15 protein-coding genes and 1 pseudogene are annotated in these 14884 nt (G+C 73.6%); 10 read left to right on the top strand and 6 right to left on the bottom strand.

Going from position 1 to position 14884, the window contains the following annotated elements; translation table 11 throughout:
• Positions 1 to 83 precede the first annotated feature (83 nt).
• Positions 84 to 1733, bottom strand: a complete 1650-nt coding sequence (locus ACIQVZ_RS21820) for a beta-propeller fold lactonase family protein (protein WP_402452201.1) — start codon at positions 1731 to 1733, stop codon at positions 84 to 86.
• A gap of 311 nt (positions 1734 to 2044) precedes the next feature.
• On the opposite strand from ACIQVZ_RS21820, the gene ACIQVZ_RS21815 reads away from it, so the two are divergent.
• The 5 genes from ACIQVZ_RS21815 (at position 2045) to ACIQVZ_RS21795 (ending at position 6726) form a co-directional block, all read left to right on the top strand.
• Positions 2045 to 2488 (top strand): Rrf2 family transcriptional regulator, encoded by a 444-nt coding sequence (locus tag ACIQVZ_RS21815; RefSeq protein WP_350879438.1) that lies wholly within the window; start codon positions 2045 to 2047, stop codon positions 2486 to 2488.
• 73 nt (positions 2489 to 2561) lie between these two features.
• Positions 2562 to 3746, top strand: coding sequence for a globin domain-containing protein (locus ACIQVZ_RS21810; protein ID WP_402452198.1), 1185 nt, complete (start codon positions 2562 to 2564; stop codon positions 3744 to 3746).
• A gap of 105 nt (positions 3747 to 3851) precedes the next feature.
• A complete protein-coding gene (locus tag ACIQVZ_RS21805) occupies positions 3852 to 4613 on the top strand; it encodes a (Fe-S)-binding protein (protein ID WP_402452195.1) in 762 nt (253 codons plus the stop codon).
• Entirely contained in the window at positions 4610 to 6040 is a 1431-nt protein-coding gene (locus ACIQVZ_RS21800; protein ID WP_402452193.1) for a lactate utilization protein B, read from the top strand. Before ACIQVZ_RS21805 ends, ACIQVZ_RS21800 begins: the two co-directional genes overlap by 4 nt.
• Positions 6037 to 6726 (top strand): lactate utilization protein C, encoded by a 690-nt coding sequence (locus ACIQVZ_RS21795; protein WP_402452190.1) that lies wholly within the window; start codon positions 6037 to 6039, stop codon positions 6724 to 6726. The genes ACIQVZ_RS21800 and ACIQVZ_RS21795 overlap by 4 nt, the downstream gene beginning before the upstream one ends.
• Before the next feature lie 175 nt (positions 6727 to 6901).
• Here ACIQVZ_RS21795 and ddaH read toward each other — a convergent pair whose 3' ends face one another.
• Both ddaH and ACIQVZ_RS21785 read right to left on the bottom strand, forming a co-directional pair.
• Positions 6902 to 7729 carry a dimethylargininase gene (ddaH, locus tag ACIQVZ_RS21790; RefSeq protein ID WP_402452189.1) on the bottom strand — a complete coding sequence of 276 codons (828 nt, stop codon included), beginning with the start codon at positions 7727 to 7729 and terminating at the stop codon, positions 6902 to 6904.
• Between the two features lie 252 nt (positions 7730 to 7981).
• The gene (locus ACIQVZ_RS21785) at positions 7982 to 8875 is read right to left on the bottom strand and encodes an MBL fold metallo-hydrolase (RefSeq protein WP_402452187.1); all 894 of its coding nucleotides are present in this window, start codon (positions 8873 to 8875) and stop codon (positions 7982 to 7984) included.
• A 219-nt stretch (positions 8876 to 9094) separates the two neighbouring features.
• Between ACIQVZ_RS21785 and ACIQVZ_RS21780 the strand changes: the two genes are divergently transcribed.
• Positions 9095 to 9877 (top strand): SGNH/GDSL hydrolase family protein, encoded by a 783-nt coding sequence (locus ACIQVZ_RS21780; RefSeq protein ID WP_402452186.1) that lies wholly within the window; start codon positions 9095 to 9097, stop codon positions 9875 to 9877.
• Between the two features lie 7 nt (positions 9878 to 9884).
• Here ACIQVZ_RS21780 and ACIQVZ_RS21775 read toward each other — a convergent pair whose 3' ends face one another.
• Positions 9885 to 10316, bottom strand: coding sequence for a DUF2809 domain-containing protein (locus ACIQVZ_RS21775; RefSeq protein WP_402452184.1), 432 nt, complete (start codon positions 10314 to 10316; stop codon positions 9885 to 9887).
• A 93-nt stretch (positions 10317 to 10409) separates the two neighbouring features.
• Here ACIQVZ_RS21775 and ACIQVZ_RS21770 point away from each other — a divergent pair, with 93 nt between their 5' ends.
• Positions 10410 to 10871: a ribonuclease domain-containing protein gene (locus tag ACIQVZ_RS21770; protein ID WP_402452181.1), complete on the top strand. Its 462-nt coding sequence runs from the start codon at positions 10410 to 10412 to the stop codon at positions 10869 to 10871.
• A 66-nt stretch (positions 10872 to 10937) separates the two neighbouring features.
• Here ACIQVZ_RS21770 and ACIQVZ_RS21765 read toward each other — a convergent pair.
• Positions 10938 to 11135: pseudogene (locus ACIQVZ_RS21765) on the bottom strand (oxidoreductase); the annotation flags it as partial.
• Between the two features lie 89 nt (positions 11136 to 11224).
• On the opposite strand from ACIQVZ_RS21765, the gene ACIQVZ_RS21760 reads away from it, so the two are divergent.
• The 3 genes from ACIQVZ_RS21760 to ACIQVZ_RS21750 all read left to right on the top strand — a co-directional run bounded on the left by ACIQVZ_RS21760 (position 11225) and on the right by ACIQVZ_RS21750 (position 13560).
• Positions 11225 to 11746: a hypothetical protein gene (locus ACIQVZ_RS21760; protein WP_402452179.1), complete on the top strand. Its 522-nt coding sequence runs from the start codon at positions 11225 to 11227 to the stop codon at positions 11744 to 11746.
• A gap of 96 nt (positions 11747 to 11842) precedes the next feature.
• On the top strand, positions 11843 to 12364 hold the full coding sequence (locus ACIQVZ_RS21755; RefSeq protein WP_402452176.1) for a hypothetical protein: 522 nt from the start codon (positions 11843 to 11845) through the stop codon (positions 12362 to 12364).
• Complete coding sequence (locus ACIQVZ_RS21750; protein WP_402452173.1) at positions 12364 to 13560, top strand: MAB_1171c family putative transporter; 1197 nt, start codon at positions 12364 to 12366, stop codon at positions 13558 to 13560. The genes ACIQVZ_RS21755 and ACIQVZ_RS21750 overlap by 1 nt, the downstream gene beginning before the upstream one ends.
• Before the next feature lie 77 nt (positions 13561 to 13637).
• Here the strand turns inward: ACIQVZ_RS21750 and ACIQVZ_RS21745 are convergent, their stop codons facing one another.
• Positions 13638 to 14507, bottom strand: coding sequence for a LuxR C-terminal-related transcriptional regulator (locus ACIQVZ_RS21745; protein ID WP_402452170.1), 870 nt, complete (start codon positions 14505 to 14507; stop codon positions 13638 to 13640).
• Positions 14508 to 14884 lie beyond the last annotated feature (377 nt).

Raw genomic sequence — 14884 nt, 5'->3', positions numbered from 1 at the left:
CGTCCAGGCGTTGCGTCCGGACATCCGGCGGCTACGGCGAAGGCCCCGCCGACGCCGGCGGGGCCTTCGGTGCTCGGGGAGGGTCAGTGGCAGGTGATCAGCAGTCCGAGGACGGCGGTGCAGCTGCGGGTGTCCCGGCTGGTGGCCGGGGTCGGGTCGGCGGGCACACCGGCGGTGCGGGCCACCGTGACGTCGAAGGTGCGGATCAGGCTGAGCAGGCCGACCGAGATCGAGAAGTGCCGGGTGGTGCTCGCCCCCTTGGCGAGCGGCCCGGTGAGCTTGCAGGTGAGCTTGGTGCCCGCGATGGTGCAGTCGCTGGAGGTCGCCGCGAGGCCGGCCGGGAGGTCGGCGGAGACGGTGCCCGAGGTCAGCGTGTCGGGGCCCTGACCGGTCAGTGTGACGGTGTAGTCGACCCGGCCGCTCAGCAGGTTGGACACCGGCGTGGCGGTCAGGGCGACGCCGAGGTGGGCGCTGGGGGCCGTGTAGCTGAAGCGGTCGGCGGCGACGGCCGCGCTGGTGCCGCCGGGCGTGGTGACCCGGACGTCCACCGGCCCGGTCACCGTGGTGGCGGGGGCGGTGGCGGTGCAGCTGGTCCTGGTGCACTTGAAGGCGGTGGCGGCGCCCGCCGTACCGAAGGTCACGGCGGTGGCGCCGTTCAGGTCGGTGCCGGTGACGGTCACCGTCGTGCCGCCGACCCCCGAGCCGCCGGACGGGCTGATCCCGGTGACGGCCGGGACGGGCAGCGGGAAGTCGAGCACGTCGACGGCGCCGCCGGTGAAGTCGGTGAGGTAGCCGCGCCGGCCGTCGCCGGTGATCGCCAGGCTGTACGGGCTCGCGCCGACCGGGACGGTCGCGGTGACCGTCCGGCTGGCGGTGTCCACCACGCTGACCGTGCTGTCGGCGTAGTTGGAGACGTACGCGGCGCTGCCGTCCGGGGCGATCGAGACGGCGTACGGGCCGGCGCCGACGGCGACGGTGCCGACGAGCGTGTTGCCGGTGGTGTCGAGGACGCTCGCAGTGGCGTCGTCGGCGTCGGCGGCCCACAGCCGGGTGCCGTCCGGGCTGAGCGCGAGGCCGAAGACGCTGTGGCCGACGGGAACGGTGGCGCTCACCGTGCTGCTCGCGGTGTCGATCACGTTCACCGCCTTCGCGCCGGAGGCGGCGACGTAGAGCCGCTTGCCGTCCGCCGAGACGGCCAGCCCGTGCGGCTCGGCGCCGACCGGGACGGTGGCGGTGACCGTGTTGGTGGCGGTGTCCAGCACGCTCACGGTGTCGGCCCCGGCGTTGCCGACGTAGGCGCGCGAGCCGTCCGCGGAGAGCGCGAGGCCCCACGGCTGGGCGCCGACCGGGACGGTGGCCGTCACGGTGTTGCTCGCGGTGTCCACGACGCTGACGGTGCCGTCGAGGTGGTGGGTCAGGTACGCCCGGCGCCCGTCGGGGGACAGGGCGACCGTGTAGGAGCCGGTGCCGGCGGTGAAGGTGGCGGCCACCGTGTTGTTCGAGGTGTCCAGCACGCTCACGGTGCCGCTGCTCTGGCTGGTCACGTAGGCGTGGCCGCCGTCCGGCGTGAGCGCCACGCCCGCCGGGTAGGGCGCCACCGGCACGTGCGCCTTGACGGTCGGCGGCGGTGTGGCGGCCTCGGCGGTGGCGGGCTGCGACAGCAGCGCGGCCGTGGCCGCGGCTATCGCGGTCACGGCCGTCCAGGTGCGCCCGGGTGCGCGACGTGTTCTCACGAGTCTCTCCAGCATGGTCGGTCAAGGGATGCAACGCCGGTCGCTCCAGCCCCCTGCGGATCCGGAGCCGCACGAAGCGTAGAAGCCGGTATGACCATCCGTCAGGGGCTGATCGGTAATGTCGCCAACTGTTCAGATTCGACCGAGATTCGGACAGCGGCCGCCACCCTCCCCCTCCCCGTCGCGACCGGGGGCCGGACGTGGGCCGACCGGGGGCCGGACGTGGGCCGGTCGAAGGTGGGTCGGGACCGGTCGGGGAGGGGCGTGCAGGAAATTGGAGTTGTGGAGTCGTATTCGATAGCGTTTCGAACGTGAGGCTGACCAAGAGCACCGACATCGCCCTGCGGATCGCCATGCGGCTGGCCGTCCTGGACGAGGACGCCAACCCGACCACCCGCGAGGTGGCCGAGGCGGTCGGCGTGCCGTACACCCACGCGGCGAAGGTGGTCAGCCGCCTGCAGCACCTCGGCGTGGTGGAGGCCCGGCGCGGGCGCGGCGGCGGGCTGCTGCTCACCTTCGCCGGCCGGACCGGCTCGCTCGGGCTGCTCCTGCGCGAGCTGGAGGGGGTCGGCGACGTGGTCGGCTGCGAGGACGACCCGCCGTGCCCGCTGCGGGCCGCATGCCGTCTGCGCGGTGCGCTGCGGACCGCCCAGGAAGCGTTCTTCGCCTCGCTCGACCCGCTCAGCATCGACGACCTGGTGGCCGCGCCCACCGGCCCGGTGCTGCTCGGCCTCACCACCAGACCCACCGACTGATCCCCCCACCCCCGGGCCGGGCTCACGCACGGCCTTTAATGCGAATCTCACATACCAGTTAGGAGCCGGACTGATGCTGTCCGCCAAGTCCGCCGAGGTCATCGAGGCCACCCTGCCCGTCGTGGGCGGCGCCATCGGGGACATCACCCCGCTCTTCTACGACCGTATGTTCGCCGCCCACCCGGAGCTGCTGCGCGACCTGTTCAACCGCGGCAACCAGGCCAACGGCACCCAGCGACAGGCGCTCGCCGGGTCGATAGCCGCCTTCGCCGGCGCGCTGGTCGCCCACCCCGACCAGCGGCCGGACGCGATGCTCGCCCGGATCGCCCACAAGCACGTCTCCGTCGGAATCGACAGCAGCCAGTACCGGATCGTCCACGAGCACCTCTTCGCCGCCATCGTCGAGGTGCTCGGCGAAGCCGTCACCCCCGAGGTCGCCGCCGCCTGGGACGAGGTGTACTGGCTGATGGCCAACGCCCTCGTCGCCGTCGAGGACCGGCTGCGCGCCGAGGTCGCCGCCGGCGGCGACCAGGCCGACCTCTGGCGCCCCTACACCGTCGTCGCCCGCTACCAGGAGACCGACACCGTCACCACCTTCCTGGTGCGCCCCGCCGACGGCGGCCCCGTCCCCGCCGCCCGACCCGGCCAGTACGTCTCGGTGCGCACCGAACTGCCCGACGGCGCCCGGCAGATCCGCCAGTACAGCCTCTCCGGCACCGCCGACGGCGCGCTGCGCTTCACCGTCAAGCGCGAGCCCGGCGGCGAGGTCTCCGCCCACCTGCACGACCACCTGCACACCGGCGGCCTCGTCCACCTCGCGCCCCCGCTCGGCGACATCGCCCTCGCCGACGGCGACGGCGACGGGCCGGTGCTGCTCGCCTCCGCCGGCATCGGCAACACCCCGATGACCGCCATGCTCGACCACCTCGCCGCCACCGGCTCCACCCGGCAGGTCGTCTCGGTGCACGGCGACCGCGACCAGCTCACCCACGCCTTCCGCGCCGACCTCACCCAGCTCACCGCCAAGCTGCCGAACGCCACCGCCCACGTCTTCTACGAGCGGCCGCTCGGCGACTGGCCCGCCGAGCGCACCGGCCTGGTCGACCTCTCCACCGTCGACGTCCCGACCGGCACCACCGCCTACCTGTGCGGCCCGCTGCCCTTCCTGCGCGCCGTCCGCGAGCAGCTCCTCGCGGCGGGCGTCCCGGCGGCGGACATCCACTACGAGGTGTTCGGCCCCGACCTCTGGCTCGCCTGAAATCCCCCGGGACCCCCCGAGGCCCCCGAGATCCCCCGCCCCGGCCGGCCCGCTCGGTACGATCACGAGCGGGCCGGCCGGTGTCGCCGGACGAAGGGAGGGCCGATGCGGGTCGCACTGTTCGCCACCTGCGTCAACGACGCGCTGTTCCCCGCCACGGCGGTCGCCACCGTCCGGCTGCTCGAACGCCTCGGCGTGACCGTGGACTTCCCCGCCGGGCAGACCTGCTGCGGGCAGCCGCAGTACAACACCGGCTACCGGCAGGCGTGCGAGCCCCTGCTGCGGCGCACCGCACGGACCTTCGCCGGGTACGAGCACGTGGTGACGCCCTCCGGATCGTGCGTGGCCATGGTCCGGGACAACTACCCGCGGATCGGAGCCCGGGCCGCCGCCGACGGCCGGGGCGGCGAACTCGACTCCATGGCAGCCTCCTTGACGCCCCGGGTGTACGAGCTGACCGAGTTCCTCACCGACGTGCTGGGCGTCGAGGACGTCGGCGCGCACTTCCCGCACACCGTCACCTACCACCCCTCCTGCCACGGCCTGCGGGTGCTCGGCCTCGGCGAACGGCCGCTGCGGCTGCTGCGCGCCGTCCGGGGCCTGGAACTGGTCGAACTGCCCGGCGCCGAGGAGTGCTGCGGCTTCGGCGGCACCTTCGCGGTCAAGAACGCGGCCGTCTCGGCGGCCATGGCCGAGGACAAGATCGCCCACGCGCTCGGCACCGGCGCCCAAGTCCTGTGCGGCGCCGACAACTCCTGTCTGCTGCACCTCGGCGGCACGCTGCGCCGCCGGGGCGCGGCCCTGCGCCCGCTGCACCTGGCGGAGATCCTCGCCAGCACCGAGGAACACCCGTGGAGGCCCGCATGACCGGCACCTTCCTCGGCATGCCGGCCTTCCCGCAGACGCCCTTCCCGCAGGCCGCCGCGACGGCCGTCCGGGACGAGCGGCTGCGCGCCAACCTGCGGCACGCCACCCACACCATCCGGGACAAGCGGGCCCGCGCCGTCGCCGAACTCGACGACTGGGCCGAACTGCGCGCCGCCGGCAAGGCGATCAAGGACCACACGCTGCGCCATCTCGACCGCTACCTCGTCCAGTTGGAGGCGGCCGTCACCGCGGCCGGCGGCACCGTGCACTGGGCGGCCGACGCCGAGGAGGCCAACCGGATCGTCGCCGACCTGGTCCGCGCCACGGGAGAGACGGAGGTCGTCAAGGTCAAGTCGATGGCCACCCAGGAGATCGGGCTCAACGAGGCGCTCGCCGCCGAGGGGATCACCGCGTACGAGACCGATCTCGCCGAGCTCATCGTCCAGTTGGGCGAGGACCGGCCCTCGCACATCCTGGTGCCCGCGATCCACCGCAACCGCGCCGAGATCCGGGAGATCTTCGCCGAACGGATGGCCGCCTGGGGCCGCCCCGCACCCGAGGGCCTGACCGACTCCCCCGCCGAACTCGCCGAAGCGGCCCGGCTGCACCTGCGGGAGAAGTTCCTGCGCGCCCGGGTCGCGGTCTCCGGCGCCAACTTCATGGTCGCCGAGACCGGCACCCTGGTGGTCGTCGAGTCCGAGGGCAACGGCCGGATGTGCCTCACCCTGCCGCGCACGCTGATCTCCGTCGTCGGGATCGAGAAGGTCGTGCCGACCTGGCGGGACCTGGAGGTCTTCCTGCAACTGCTCCCCCGTTCCTCCACCGCCGAGCGGATGAACCCGTACACCTCGCTGTGGACCGGCACCACGGAAGGCGACGGCCCGTCCGCCTTCCACCTCGTGCTGCTCGACAACGGGCGCACCGCCGCGCTCGCCGACCAGGTCGGCCGCCAGGCGCTGCGCTGCATCCGCTGCTCGGCCTGCCTCAACGTCTGCCCGGTGTACGAACGGGCCGGCGGCCACGCCTACGGCTCGGTCTACCCGGGCCCGATCGGCGCCATCCTGACACCCCAACTGCACGGCACCACCAGCCCCTTGGAGGCCTCGCTGCCGTACGCCTCCTCGCTCTGCGGGGCCTGCTACCAGGTCTGCCCGGTGGCGATCGACATCCCCGAGGTGCTGGTGCACCTGCGCGAGCGGGTCGCCGAGCAGGGCGGGCACCCGCTGGAGCGGGCCGCGATCGCGGCCGCCGGGTACGTGCTCGACCACCCGGCGGCGCTAGCGGCCGCCGAGCGGCTCGCCGGGCGCACCCGCGCGCTGCACCCGCGCCGGCTGCCCGGCCCGGGCCGGGCCTGGACCGACACCCGGGACCTCCCGGAGGTGCCCCCCGAACCGTTCCGCGACTGGTGGCGGAGGAACCGCTCATGACCGCACGGGAGTTGATGCTCGCCCGGATCCGCGCCGCACTCGCCGACCCCGGCCCCGGCCCGGACCGGGACCAGGACCGGGACCAGGACCGGGCCCCCGACCGGGGCCTGGCAGCGGAGGAGCCGGTCGCCCGGGACTACCTGCGCACGCACAGTCCGGACGATCCGGCGGCCCTGCTCGACCTGCTGCACCACAACCTGGCCGACTACCGGGCCCGGGTACACCGCTGCACCGAGGCCGAACTGCCCGGCGTCCTGGCCCGGTTGCTGGCCGAACGCGGCAGCCGCACGGTCGCCGTGCCGCCCGGCCTGCCGCCCGGCTGGCTCAGCGCCACCGCCGTCACGGCCGTCCCCGACGACGGTACGCTCACCGCCGCCCGGCTCGACGCCGTGGACAGCGTCGTCACCGGCTGCGCGCTCGCGATCGCCGAGACCGGGACGATCGTGCTGGACGCCGGACCGGGCCAGGGGCGGCGGCTGCTCACCCTCGTCCCGGACCACCACCTGTGCGTCGTCCGGGCCCCCGGGCAGGTCGTCGCCTCCGTGCCGCTCGCACTCCCCCGGCTCGCCCCGGCCCGCCCGCAGACCTGGATCTCCGGGCCGTCCGCGACCAGCGACATCGAGCTCGACCGGGTCGAGGGCGTGCACGGCCCGCGCACCCTGGAGGTGCTGCTGGTCGAGGGCTGACCGAGCCGACCCGACCCGGGCCGCGGCGGCTCGGCTCATCGCCACCTCCGCCCCGGATGCCCCGGATGCCCCGGATGCCCCAGCCACGCTCCACCGGACGGCGGGGCGGCCGGGAAGGTCCGCGAGGGCAACGCGGAGGGCAGCGCCGAGGGCAGCTCCGACTGCGGGGCCGGACTCAGGCGGGCCGCAGCTCCAGCGTGCAGCACTTGGCTCCGCCGCCGCCCTTCAACAGCTCCGAGACGTCCACCGGGACCGGCTGGTAGCCGTGCTCGACGAGCCGACCGGCCAGGTGTTTCGCCGCCTCGGGCAGCAGCACCCGGCGCCCGTCCGAGACCGCGTTGAGGCCGAACACCTCGGCGTCGGCCCGGTCGGCGAGGATCGCGTCCGGGTACAGGGTGCGCAGCGCGGCCCGGCTGTCGGCGTCGAAGGCCTCCGGGTAGTACATGACGTGGTCGTCGGCGAGCACGGCCAGCGCCGTGTCCAGGTGGTAGAAGCGCGGGTCGACCAGGGTCAGGCCGACCACCGGGACGCCGAAGAACTCGCCCGCCTCCGCGTGCGCGGCCCGGGAGGTGCGAAAGCCCGTCCCGGCGAGCACCCGGCCGCCGGCCACCAGGTGGTCGCCCTCGCCCTCGTTGACGTGCCCGGCGCGGTGCACCTCGCGGTAGCCGTGCGAGCGGAACCAGGCCTGGTAGGCCTCGGACTCGGCGGCCCGCTCCGGGTAGCGGAAGGTCGCGACCAGCGCCCGGCCGTCCAGCACGGTCGCGCCGTTGGCGGCGTAGACCATGTCGGGCAGGCCGGGCACCGGGTCGATCAGCTCGACGGTGTGGCCGAGGCGGCGGTACAGCCAGTACAGCCGCTCCCACTGGCGGACGGCGAGCGCGGTGTCGGTGGGCTGTGCCGGGTCCATCCACGGGTTGATCGCGTAGTCGACGGTGAAGTACGTCGGCCGGCACATCAGGTAGCGCCGCGGCCTGGCGGTGCGCTCCGGTGTCTGCGTGGGCATTCCTCAACCATCCTCGGGTACAGGGGAGTTCGGGGATTCCGTTCCCCAGGCCGCTGCCCCGGCGGGGCTGTTCGCACACCCGCGCGGGCGCCCCCGGCGGGCGCAGGCCCCCGCGCACCCGGCGCGGGCTCCGGCGCACGCGCGGCCGATCGCCACGGGACGGACCGCACCGAGCGTCACGGGGGCGGGCCGCGCCGAACGTCACGGGGACGGGCCGCGCCGAACGTCACGGGGACGGGCCGCGCCGAGGTGTCACCAGCGGACCGCGCCGAAGTCCACCGGCGCGGTCCGCAGGCCCCGGCAGCGGTCGGCGAGCGCCCGCAGCCGGGCCGCCGCCTCCTCGGCGGGCATCCGGTGCCGCTGGCCGTGCCCGGGCAGCAGCCACTCGAAGCGCAGCGCGTCCAGGCTGCGGTCCAGCGAGGCGGAGAGCTCCTCGATCGAGTACCAGGTGACGGTGTCGTACACCTCCAGGTCACCGGTGGTGCGGGACCAGTACAGGGTGTCGCCGGTGAAGCAGTACCGCTCGTCGACCAGGTACAGCACGCTGCCGCGGGTGTGGCCGGGGAAGGGGTGGGCGGTGACGCCGGGGGCGACCTCCACCGGCTCGACGCCGCGCAGCACCCGGTCGGCGTCGGGCGCGGCGTCCAGGTCGCCCTCGTGGATCCAGAGCCGGGCGCCGAGCCGGTCGGCGTACGCCCGGCCGTGCGCCGCGTGGTCGCGGTGCGTCAGCAGGATGTCGGTGACCGGGCCGAGAGCCTCGTACCGGGCCGCGAGCGGCTCGGCGAAGCGGGGAGTGTCGACCATCAGCCAGCCCGTGGGGCGGCGGCAGAGGTAGGAGTTGGCCCCGGCGTTGTGGCGGGAGTTGTGGCCGAGCAGCAGCAGGCCGTCGTCGAGGCCCAGCGGGAAGGGGTCGGTGGCCGGGTCGAGCGGGCCGGTGCCCGGCCGGATGGAGCGGGTGGGGCAGGCGTGGGCGGCGGCGAGCAGCCGGCGGTGCTCGGCCCCGTCGCGCGGCTGGCGGACCAGCTCGGAGCGGCCGGCGCGCTCACGGATCAGTCCTGGCGCGAGCTGCCGGGCCACGTCGCAGTTGGTGCAGCGGTCGTCGACGGACCACTGCCCGGACAGGCCGGAGGTCGGATTCGGAGCCATGGTTGTCTTCCCCCTGGAAGGACGGCGGCCGGGCCGGCCGCGCCCTTCGAGCATCGTCCGGGCGGGCCCAAAAGCGGAAGAGGGGCGGGATCTTGTGGTTTCCGGGGGCCGCCGCTCTGCACCCGGTTGTATTCCGGGTGGGGCACGTGGCCCATCTCACGTGCCGGCGGGGTCACCTACGGTGGCGTAGGTCACTTGAATGGGTGAACTATCTCCTTCATGCCGAACCTCCAGGAGACCCTTGACCTCAGTTCGTATGCCGCCCTCGGCGACAGCTTCACCGAGGGCCTGAACGACCCCGGTGCCGACGGCGCCTTCGCCGGCTGGGCCGACCGCCTGGCCGGGCTGCTCGCCGACGGACGGCCGCCGGGCGGGTTCCGCTACGCCAACCTGGCGGTGCGCGGCCGGCTGCTGGACCAGATCACGGCCGAGCAGGTACCGCAGGTCCGCCGGCTCCAGCCCGACCTGGTCACCTTCTGCGCCGGCGGCAACGACATCCTGCGGCCCGGCAGCGACCCGGACGAGGTCGCCGAGCGCTTCGAGGCGGCCATCGCCCAACTCACCGCCTCCGCCGGGACGGTGCTGATCTGCACCGGCTTCGACACCCGGGACGTACCGCTGTTCAAGCACCTGCGCGGCAAGATCGCCACCTACAACGGGCACATGCGGGCGGTCGCCGACCGCAACGGGTGCAAGGTGGCCGACCTGTGGTCGCTGCGCGCCGTCCAGGACCGCCGGGCCTGGAGCGAGGACCGGCTGCACCTCTCCCCCGAAGGCCACCAGCGGGTCGCCCTGCTGGCCGCCCGCTCCCTGGGGCTGCGCACCGAGCAGGACCCGGAGGCGCCCTGGCCGGCCACCCCGGAGCTGTCCCCCGCCGACCAGCGGCGCGAGAACCTCCAGTGGGCCCGCGAGTACCTGCTCCCCTGGGTCGGCCGACGGCTGCGCGGGGAGTCCTCGGGGGACCACGTCGAGGCCAAGCGGCCCGACCTGCTTCCGCTCTGACGTCGCGTCAGACGGCACCGGGTGCTGCGGTCCTCCTCGCAGCCCTTGCGGCCTTCGCGGTCCGCAGCACCCGGTGCACCAGCGCGGCGAACACGGCGCCGACCAGGTACCAGAACAGGTCCGGCGGATTGAACGTCGACCCCAGCACCAACCGGGCCAGCCCGCTGCGCCGCCCCAACTCGTCGGGCACCCCGGTGATCTGGAACAGCTCCACCGCCCAGCTCAGCCCCGCCGCCACCACCGCCGCCCGCCCCGGCCGCACACGGGGCGCGACCAACACCACCAGCGCGTACACCAGCACCGTGTAGAGCGCGTCCCCGGCGTACTTCGCGACGTCCCCGCCCAGCCCGGCCCGCACGCCCAGCCCGGCCGCCACCGTCACCCCGGCCGCCAGCAGCGGCACCACCCGCACCCGCAGGCGCCCCCAGAGATCATCCACCCGCTCCACCCTACGGCCCGGCCGTCGAGTCCAGGGCTGGGCCGTCCGGGTGTCTCCGCGCACCCGGGACGCCCGCATGTCGTTGGCCGATGCGTGACCACACCCGGAAAGCTCATCCGCACGGCCGCCGCCGCGCTGTTCCTGACGGCCGTCACCGTTCCCTCCGCCGCCCCGGCCGCCGCCGCCCCCGCGGCCCACCCCGCGCCGCGGATCGTCCGCGACATCCTCGAACCCTCGCTGCCCGTCGACCAGTTCCCGCCCCAGGTCGAGGAGGCGTGCCGCATCTGGCACGACCTGCAGTGGCCGACCGCGAACGCCCCCCGGGACTACCCGGTGGCCGGCTCCCCCTTCGTGATCCGCGGCAGCAACGTCTACGGAAACCGCAGCGGCGACCTCCCCCAGGACGGCCACTACCGCGAGTACGACGTCAACCCGCGCCAGCCCGGCCAGCACCGCGACGCCGAACGCCTGGTCCGCGACCCCGCCGCCCAACAGGTCTGGTACAGCGACGACCACTACGCCGACTTCCGCGAGATCAGCTCCGGATGCTCCTGATCCGACCATGCGGGCACCGCCCGTGGGCCGGGACCGCGCGGGTCACTCGCGTGACCGCTCGGCCTCGGCGTCGGCCGCGGCGAGTGACCGCTTCTGCTGCGCGGTGAAGTTCCGCTGCAGACCCGTTGCGACACCACCGGGGTTCACCGCATTGGCGACGATGCCATCGGACTCCCACAGGCGGGTCGCCTCGACGGCGAACAGGGAGTTCGCCGTCTTCGACTGGGCGTAGCCGATCTGCGGGTCGCAGCCGCACCGCTCGAAGCGGCGTCGGGCGCCGTTCCCGGACGTCCTGCCTCCGGACGGGGCGTGGGGTATCCGGTATCGTGGCGGGGTTGGAGGAGGGCATAGAGGTGAAGGCAGCAGCGACCGGCGGACCGGATCAGCCGACTGACCGCGCCTCGGCGATCGCCCGTCGGGTGGAGCGGCTCATGGCCCGGGAGGCGGCCAGGTCCGGTGGGCGGCCTCCGGCCTACCGGGAACTCGCTGAGCGGATCAACCGTCTGGCGGGCCGGGACGTCATCTCGCGGGACACCATCCGCAATCTGCACCTCGGCCTGAACCAGAAGGGCCAGGCCTCCAACCCCACGGTGGAGACACTCGACTGGCTGGGCCGGGGTTTCGGCATCAGCGCCGGCGCGAGTTACTTCCTGGACGACTCCAAGGCCGCCGTGGTGGACGAGCAGCTGGAACAGCTGGAGAAGATCGGCGAGCTGCGGCAGGCACTGGGCAACGACGGGGTGGTCAGCCTGGTCCAGCGGGCCTCCACGCTTTCGAACGGCAGTCTGAGGGTGCTCCTCGCCCTCGCCGACAACCTCCGCCAGGTCGAGGAGCACGCCGCGGGACGCGAAGAGGGCCCCGCCGGTAGGACATGAGCGGGGCTCTCGTCCCCGTGGAACCCAGTCCTTGAGGTCCGTACCCGTCCGCACTCCCCGCACCTGTCTGTCACGTCCGAAAGAACCTTCTGCCCCATGGCGTTTCCCCGCGGCCTGCGCAGGCGTTGCGAGCAGCGGCTCGCGGAGCTGGACCTGCCCGATCCCTTCACCGTCGAGGGCTTCCGCGTCCTGCTGGAGGATCTCCGAAGGCGCCCGATCGTCCTGGAACCGCTGCCCGCCCTCGGCACCGACCTTCCTTGCGGTCTGTGGATCGCGCTGCCCAGCATCGACGTCGTCTACTACGAGGAGCGCACCAGCCCGGCCCACCAGGACCTGATCAAGCTCCACGAGCTCGGCCACGTCCTCTGCGGCCACAGCGGGTCCCTCGAACTGTCCCGGTTGGCCGCGGTGCTGCCCGACCTGACCCCGGAGCTGGTCGCCGAGGTCCTGGGCGCGGGCCGGACCAGCTACGACACAGCCGAGGAGCAGGAGGCCGAGATGATCGCGCTGCTGCTGGCCGGGCTGGTCGGCACGGCCGCCGAGCTGAGCCCGGTCTCCGGCCGCCTGGCCGAGAGCCTCGCACATCCCGTACGCCCACGCCGCTGGAGGTTCCCCTGATGCGCCCGCTGTTCACCTGGCTGATGCCCGTACTCGCCTGGGGCGTCGTGCTATGGCGGGCCCCGTCGGCCTTCGCCGGCAGGGTGAACCGTTCACTCTGGGGGAGCTTCACCGCGATCGCCGCCGGGGTCAGCGTCCGGCCGGCGGCGGTCGAGACCGCACTCGCAGACCTGACCGGTATCCGGGACGTGACACTGCTGGTCAAGCACCTCACCGGGCTGGCGGCGGCGTACTTCCTGCTGGAGTACGTCCAGGCCGTCCGCGGCGGGCCGCGGCGGGCCGGTGCCGCACGTGCGCGGCTGCTGTTCACCGGTGCCGCCGCCGTCGCGCTCACCCTGCTGTTCGTCTTCGCCCTCCCGCACGACTACGACGGCGCGTTCGGCATCGACGCCCACTACGGCGACCCCGGGGTCGAGCTCTACCTGAGCGTGTTCAACACGGCCTTCGCGGTCGCCGCCCTGCGGGCCGCCGTCCTCTTCTGGTCCAACCGTGCGAGCGTTTCACCCGGCCCACTGCGCGTCGGGGTCACCTGCATGGCGATGGCGAGCGCCACCGGCGTGCTCTACACGCTCTACCGGGTCTACTTCGTCCTGAGCCACGGGGACGCCACACAGCTCGACGCCGGCGGGAAGCCGGTGCCCCTCACCGACCCGGTCTGCGAACTCCTGCCCGCCGTCATGATCGTCCTGTTCGTGCTCGGCGTCTCCATACCACCCGCCCGCGTCCTGGTCGGCTACCTGCGCGACCAGTACGCGCTGTGGCGGCTCCACCCGCTCTGGGCGGACGTCACCGCGGCCGTGCCGCAGGTGGTGCTCGGCACCTCGAGCGGTCGGCTGCGCGACCTGCTGACTTTCGGCGACCGCTCCGTCGACCTCGCGCACCGCGTCTTCGCCATCCGCGACGCGGCCCTCGTTCTGCGGGAAGACTCCCAGGCCCCCGGGGGCACTGTGGCCGTCGACACGGGCATCGACGCGGGCATCGTCACGGGCATCGACGCGGGGGAGCATCTCGCCAGCGTCGAAGCCCGCTGGCTGCGTACGGCCGTCCGGCACCGGGCGCGGAACCTCGCCGCCCCCGCACCGCCCGCCGCTCTCGACGTCACCGCCGGCGGCCGCTCCTCGCGCGAGGAGATCGCCTGGATGCTCGCCGTCGCGGACGCCTACCGGGGGCCCGGCGGCAGCGGGTCGGGGACGTAGCCGGGCCGGAGGAGGGACGGGCTCCCGACCGTACCCTCCCGAGTACGTGCGCGCGTGAGGCGTGAGGCGACGCGGCATCACAACCAACCGCGTTGGGCCGCCTTCAGCCCGGCCTCGAACCTGCTGGTCGCCTGGAGCCGTTCCATCAGCGCCGCCATCTGCCGACGCACCGTACGCATCGACACGCCCAGGCGCTTGCCCGCGGCCTCGTCCGTCATGCCCGACGCCAACAGCTTCAGCAGCTCCCGTTCTCCCTGACTGATCCCGCCCTCGGTATCCCGGCTCCGCACCGCGCCGAGCGGAACGGCTGCCTCCCAGGTCTGCTCGAAGAGTGCGACGAGGGTGGCCACGATGCCGGGGGAGGTGGTGCACAGGGCACCCAGGCGGGAGTCGCCCGGGTCAATCGGGACGAGGGCCGTGGTCCGGTCGAAGACCAGGAGGCGGCTGGGCAGTACGGGACTCGTGCGGACCTCCCCGCCGCGTTCGGTGGTCCACTGGGCGTACTCGAACGTCGCCGGGTCGTTGCGGACGCTCTCCTGGTAGACGGCGCGCATCCGCACCTTCCGGTTCAACGCCTGCTCGTCCAGGGGCCGCGAGGCCTCGATACTCGCCTCGGACTGAGCGCCGCCCGGGATGATCGACAAGCACTCCTCGCCGAGCCGCCGGGTGAGGACCTCCAGGCGGGCCTGGATGGCATCGAGACCGAGGAGGCGTTCATTGCCGTCCCGATCCGTGTCGGGCCGCAGGGCCGAGTACTCGGCGACAGCCCGGGCCGCAGCAGCCTTGCCTGCCGCCAGCGCGTGGTGACGCCTGGCCAGTTCCTCCTCCTGCCGACGCAGCAGGTGCGCCAGTCCGGCCTCCAGACTGACGGCGCGCAGGCCCCCGACGGTTTCCCGGGACGGAGTCAGCAGGCCCAATTCGACCAGTCGATCCAGTGCCTCCCGCACCTCCGACTCGGTGGTTCCAGCCTGTGTCGCGAGCTCGGCGACGCCACCGGAAGTCCCCTCCAACATCTCCCGGTAGACAGCTTCTGCGCGAGAGTCCACTCCGAAAACATCCAGCACTTGGCATCCCCCAGCCCCAACGTCGGCGTCGGCGAACCTCCGATAGTGGCGATCATAATCGCTACTTGTGTCGGTGGCACCAAGCGGCCCGGCCTATTGGTGACAGCTGGCACCCGTTCCCCCGACGTGGCCGGCCCGGCAGGATGGTGATCACCGGGACGACGGGGACCGCAGCCCCCCGGCTCCCGGATGACGTAGGCCCACTTCGGCCCGATCCGCCATCAACTCCTCTGGGGACCCCTGTGCTCCGCACCGCTTCC

The sequence above is a fragment of the Kitasatospora sp. NPDC098663 genome (assembly GCF_044760075.1).
In the GTDB taxonomy this organism is placed as follows: domain Bacteria; phylum Actinomycetota; class Actinomycetes; order Streptomycetales; family Streptomycetaceae; genus Kitasatospora.
Note: the sequence above shows the minus strand (reverse complement) of the source record. Positions and strands in the feature narration are given on the sequence as shown.